The following is a 5,375-nucleotide window of genomic DNA, read 5'->3' on the forward strand; positions in this document are numbered from 1 at the left end:
TTTCGTTAATTAGAAAAGAAAGTTTTGATGTTGAAAATTTGGAAGCTTTGTTTTGTGGTAAATTGAATTTGTTAAATGAGCTTATTGAAGATGAATATCACACAAAATTAGTATCGAATTGGAGCTATCTCAAAATAAAATACAATTTAGATTCTGAATATGGTTTGCATCCACAATTTTTTAAACTTCGTCCTGACAATTTTCCAACAATACGTTTGTCGCAACTTGCAAATTTAATAACGAATAACCAAAATTTGTTTTCTCAACTGATTGAGTCCAATTCCTATGCTCAAATCAAGCAATTATTAAAAAGTGAAACATCAGAATATTGGAAAAGTCATTATAATTTTTCAAAAACAAGTAAAACAAAAAGTAAAGGTTTAACCAATCAATTTATCGATTTGATAATAATTAATACTGTAATTCCTATTAAATTTTGTTATGCAAAAAATCAAGGAAAATTAAATATTGAAGAATTAATATATCTTTTAGAATCAATTCCTTCAGAAAAAAACGCTATTCTTGAGAAATTCTTAGCTTATAATGTAAAAGCCGTAAATGCATTTCAATCACAATCATTATTAGAACTTAAAAACGAATATTGTAATAAAAATAAATGCCTTAACTGCGCTGTAGGTTTGCAATTGTTAAAAAACTAAGTATCTTTATGCTTTAAATGTTTACTCGTATATATGTATAACTTACTTCATTTTTTCGAAAAAAACGGATTTTTTGTAGCTTCTCGTTTAGCGGACAGATTAGGGATGCGCGCCACTCAAGTACGTTTGTTTTTCGTATATATATCTTTTATTACAGTAGGTTTAGGATTTGGCTTTTATTTAACTTTAGCTTTTATATATAAACTTAAAGATTTAATTTACACCAAACGAAGTTCAGTTTTTGATTTATAACAGTAAGCTATGTTACGATTTTCTAAAGGACATTATTTCGGAATTGCAATTTTGATTTGTAGCATTGGGTTGTTACAACTATTTATTTATTGGTATAATAATCAAAAGGATACAACTTCTTTGGATTTAACTCAAGAAGAAAAAAATTGGCTTTTAGCTCAAAATGAAATTGATAATATAAAAGAAGTAAATCAGGAAAATTCCAATAAAATTTATCCATTTAATCCAAATTTTATTTCGGACTACAAGGGATATAAGTTAGGAATGACAGAAGCGCAAATTGATAAATTGCACCAGTTTAGAAAGCAAAATAAATATGTGAATTCAAATGCAGAATTTCAGAAACTAACAGGTGTTTCAAAGGAATGGATGAATCAGTATGCAATATATTTCAAATTTCCAGATTGGGTAACCAATGGAACATCTAAAAATTACCAATCAAAATATGAAAATAAATTTCAAAAATTTGATAAAAAAGAAACTAAAATTGTTGTACAAGATTTAAATACTGCTGATCAGATTGCATTAGAAAAAGCTTATATGATTGGCGAAAAATTAGCTCTTAAAATAATATCTGAACGAGAAAGATTTGGAAGTTTTGCTTCTATGGAACAATTAGGTTTTATTTGGGGAATTTCACCTGAAGCGATATCGGATTTGAATAAAAAATTCCAAATTAAATCTTCAGGAAACGTAAAAAAGATAAATATTAACACTTCTACCATAAAAGAATTACAACAATTTCCATACTTTAATTACACTATAGCTAAGAATATTGTTACTTTTAGAAGTATGAATGGCGATTTTAAAAGCAGTGAAGATTTAACAAATGTTAAGCAATTTCCACTTGAAAAATTAAAAATAATAGCCTTATATTTGGAATTCTAAAAACAAACAAATTAAATTTCAGTAATGAATTCATTATATTTTACAGAAGAACACGAATTGTTCAGAAAAAGTTTACAAGATTTTTTACAAAAAGAAGTTGTGCCTCATATTGAAAAATGGGAAAAAACAGGCACAATTGAACGCTTCATTTGGAAAAAATTTGGTGAAATGGGCTTTTTCGGAATTAATTATCCAGAAGCATATGGTGGATTAAACTTAGATTTGTTTTATTCCGTTGTGTTTTTAGAAGAACTTCAAAAAATTAAATCTTCTGGTTTTGCTGCAGCTATGTGGGCACACGCTTATTTAGCTATGACGCATTTAAACGCAGAAGGAAGTGAAGCTATCAAACAAAATTATTTAGCGCCAAGTATATTAGGTGACAAAATTGGTGCACTTTGCGTGTCTGAACCTTTTGGAGGAAGTGATGTAGCAGGCATGCGAACTACGGCTGTAAAGCAAGGAAATAAATTTATTATAAACGGCTCGAAAACATTTATTACAAATGGTGTGTATGCCGATTATTATATAGTAGCTGCAAAAACAAATCCAGAACTTGGAAATAAAGGAATTAGTATCTTTTTAGTAGATACCAATTTAAAAGGAATTTCTGCAACCAAACTTGATAAATTAGGTTGGAGAGCATCGGATACTGCAGAAATTGCATTTGACAATGTAGAAATTCCAGCTGAAAATTTAATGGGAGAAGAAGGAAAAGGATTTCCATACATTATGCAGCATTTTGCATTTGAAAGATTAATAATGGCAGTTAATGCTCACGCCAGAGCGGAATATGCCATCGATTATACTATTGAATATATGTCGCAACGCGAGGCATTTGGTACAACTATTAATAAATTTCAAGCGCTACGTCATACAATGGTGGAACATGCTACCGAAGTAGAACACTGCAAAATCTTCAATTACGCAGCTGTGGCTAGATTAAACAATGGAGAGTATGTAGTAAAAGAGGCTACAATGGCAAAATTGAAATCTACAAAAGTAGCTGATTTAGCTATTTACGATTGCTTACAAATGCTTGGTGGTTATGGATATATGGAAGAATACCCGTTAGCACGATTGTTAAGAGACAGTCGTTTAGGTCCAATTGGTGGTGGAACTTCAGAAATTTTAAAAGAAATTTTATCGAAAATGATTATCGATAATCAAAATTACAAACCAGCCGTTAAATAGTTGTTTTAAAAATAATTCACAATTCGTAATTCATAATTCATAATTTTTATTTAAGTTTGCACCCTTAACGAGAGGAGGTGTCAATATTATGTTAATTATACCAATTAAAGACGGAGAAAATATCGATAGAGCATTAAAGCGCTATAAAAGAAAATTTGATAAAACAGGAACTGTTCGTCAGTTACGTGCACGTCAAGCTTTCATTAAGCCTTCTGTGACAAACAGAATCAAAATTCAAAAAGCGGCTTACATCCAAAACATGAGAGACAACTTAGAAAGTTAATCCATCATTTTTGATTAAATACTTTAACCGTTAGAATATAAATTATAAATTTGTATCTAACGGTTTTTTTTATGCGTAATAATTTACAGTCTCATCTAGAATATCTCGAAAAGGAAAAAAAGTATTCTCCACTTACTGTGAATGCCTATCAAAAAGATATTTTATCATTTCAATTATTTCTAAACAAAAACCACGATGCTTGTTTATTAGAAGAAGTGAATTATCCTTTAATTCGTAGTTGGATTGTTGAATTGTCGGATGCAAAAATTGCGGCTTCTTCAATTAATAGAAAAATGGCTTCCTTAAAATCGTTTTACAAATTTCTATTAAAAACAAAGCAAATTGATAACAATCCTTTTGTAAAACACAAATCGTTAAAAACACCCAAACAAGTTCAGATTCCATTTTCTGAAAAAGAAATTAACACCTTATTTGAATTGCATTTTTTAAAGACCGATTTTGATAGTATACGAAATAGGTTGGTAGTTGAATTGTTATACGCAACTGGAATGCGAAGAGCAGAGTTAATTAATTTAGATATACATGCAATAGATTTTTATGGCAATACTATAAAGGTGTTAGGAAAACGAAATAAAGAAAGAATTATACCTTTATTAACATCCACGTCTGATGTAATAAAATTATATTTAACAAAACGTAAAGAACTCGATAATATAGGTGCTCCCGAAAAGTTAATTTTATCTAAAAAAGGAAATAAAATAAGCGAAACGTTTGTGTATCGATTAATAAATGATTACTTTAGTACTATATCTGAAAAGGTAAAAAGAAGCCCCCACGTTCTTAGGCATTCGTTTGCAACACATTTGTTAAATAACGGTGCAGATTTAAATTCAGTTAAAGAGTTGCTTGGTCACGCCAGTTTGTCGTCTACTCAGATTTACACACATAGTAGTTTGTCAGAGTTAAAAAAAGTATACAGTAATGCACACCCAAGAAACAAGTAATGTTTAATTAATACCTATAATTATTATGAAAGTGAATGTACATGCAGTTAATTTTAATATCGACAGAAAATTAGTTGATTTTATAGATGAAAGAATGACTAAGTTAGAAAAATATTACGATAAGGTAATTTCTTCGGATGCGTTTTTAAAAATAGAAAATATAAGCGAAAAAGAAAACAAAACAGTTGAATTAAAGGTATTGGTGCCTGGTGATGATTTTATTGTAACAAAACATAGTAAAAGTTTTGAAGAAGCTGCAGATTTAGCAATTGAATCTTTAGAACGATTACTAGTAAAGAGAAAAGAAAAATTAAGAGCGCACAGTTAATTGAAAAAAAGATTTAAAAAAGTTTTGATTAATAAATAAATTATATACATTTGCAGTCCGTTAGAAATAGCGGACTTTTTTATGTATAGAAATGCCGGTGTAGCTCAGCTGGCTAGAGCAGCTGATTTGTAATCAGCAGGTCGTGGGTTCGAGTCCCTCCACTGGCTCTTTGAAATTATGTTAATTAAAATAAATAAGTGCATTTTCTAGTGTATATTTAGAATTTAGTATTTGTTTTTTTTGATTTTTTAAGTAAGGTTAGGGGAGATACTCAAGCGGCCAACGAGGGCAGACTGTAAATCTGCTGTGAAAACTTCGCAGGTTCGAATCCTGCTCTCCCCACAAACTTTTTTAAATGAATTTATTTAAAACTATTTTAAGTAAAATCTTTAAAAATGAGTAATAGAATAATAGGATTAAGAACAAATTTAGGTTTGTTTTTAACTTCTGAACTCACAAAAGCCGGTGTAGCTCAGGGGTAGAGTGCTTCCTTGGTAAGGAAGAGGTCTCGGGTTCAATTCCCGACATTGGCTCAAAATAGAAATAATTTTTGAACACTAATAAATAACTAAGATTAAATTTTAAAATCATGGCAAAGGAAACATTCGACCGTTCAAAGCCCCATTTGAATATTGGTACTATCGGTCACGTAGATCACGGTAAAACTACATTAACTGCAGCAATTACAAAAGTATTGTCAGATGCGGGTTTATGTGAAGGTAAGTCATTTGATCAAATTGATAATGCACCGGAAGAAAAAGAAAGAGGTATTACAATTAACACGTCGCACGTTGAGTATTCAACTG

General features: G+C 30.0%; 8 protein-coding genes and 3 tRNA genes. All 11 read left to right on the forward strand.

Annotation, left to right across the window (positions count from 1 at the left end; translation table 11 throughout):
* Nucleotides 1-659 (forward strand): DUF2851 family protein (locus ABWP78_RS09650; protein ID WP_353171011.1); only part of this gene is annotated, 659 nt, incomplete at its 5' end.
* A 33-nt stretch (nucleotides 660-692) separates the two neighbouring features.
* A complete protein-coding gene (locus ABWP78_RS09655; protein ID WP_291241161.1) occupies nucleotides 693-911 on the forward strand; it encodes a PspC domain-containing protein in 219 nt (72 codons plus the stop codon).
* A gap of 9 nt (nucleotides 912-920) precedes the next feature.
* Nucleotides 921-1,799 (forward strand): ComEA family DNA-binding protein, encoded by an 879-nt coding sequence (locus ABWP78_RS09660; RefSeq protein WP_353171014.1) that lies wholly within the window; start codon nucleotides 921-923, stop codon nucleotides 1,797-1,799.
* A 24-nt stretch (nucleotides 1,800-1,823) separates the two neighbouring features.
* Complete coding sequence (locus ABWP78_RS09665; RefSeq protein ID WP_353171017.1) at nucleotides 1,824-2,993, forward strand: acyl-CoA dehydrogenase family protein; 1,170 nt, start codon at nucleotides 1,824-1,826, stop codon at nucleotides 2,991-2,993.
* Nucleotides 2,994-3,081: 88 nt separating this feature from the next.
* A complete protein-coding gene (gene rpsU, locus ABWP78_RS09670; protein WP_166127146.1) occupies nucleotides 3,082-3,276 on the forward strand; it encodes a 30S ribosomal protein S21 in 195 nt (64 codons plus the stop codon).
* A gap of 71 nt (nucleotides 3,277-3,347) precedes the next feature.
* Complete coding sequence (locus ABWP78_RS09675) at nucleotides 3,348-4,241, forward strand: tyrosine-type recombinase/integrase (protein ID WP_353171020.1); 894 nt, start codon at nucleotides 3,348-3,350, stop codon at nucleotides 4,239-4,241.
* A 25-nt stretch (nucleotides 4,242-4,266) separates the two neighbouring features.
* Nucleotides 4,267-4,569, forward strand: a complete 303-nt coding sequence (hpf, locus tag ABWP78_RS09680; RefSeq protein WP_353171023.1) for a ribosome hibernation-promoting factor, HPF/YfiA family — start codon at nucleotides 4,267-4,269, stop codon at nucleotides 4,567-4,569.
* A gap of 93 nt (nucleotides 4,570-4,662) precedes the next feature.
* Nucleotides 4,663-4,736 (forward strand) — tRNA-Thr (locus ABWP78_RS09685).
* Between the two features lie 94 nt (nucleotides 4,737-4,830).
* Nucleotides 4,831-4,911 (forward strand) — tRNA-Tyr (locus tag ABWP78_RS09690).
* Nucleotides 4,912-5,030: 119 nt separating this feature from the next.
* Nucleotides 5,031-5,102, forward strand: a tRNA-Thr gene (locus tag ABWP78_RS09695).
* 56 nt (nucleotides 5,103-5,158) lie between these two features.
* On the forward strand, nucleotides 5,159-5,375 hold a 217-nt coding region (locus ABWP78_RS09700; RefSeq protein WP_353171026.1), incomplete at its 3' end, for a GTP-binding protein.

Origin of the sequence: Flavobacterium sp. (assembly GCF_040402955.1) — a bacterium.
Lineage (GTDB): Bacteria > Bacteroidota > Bacteroidia > Flavobacteriales > Flavobacteriaceae > Flavobacterium.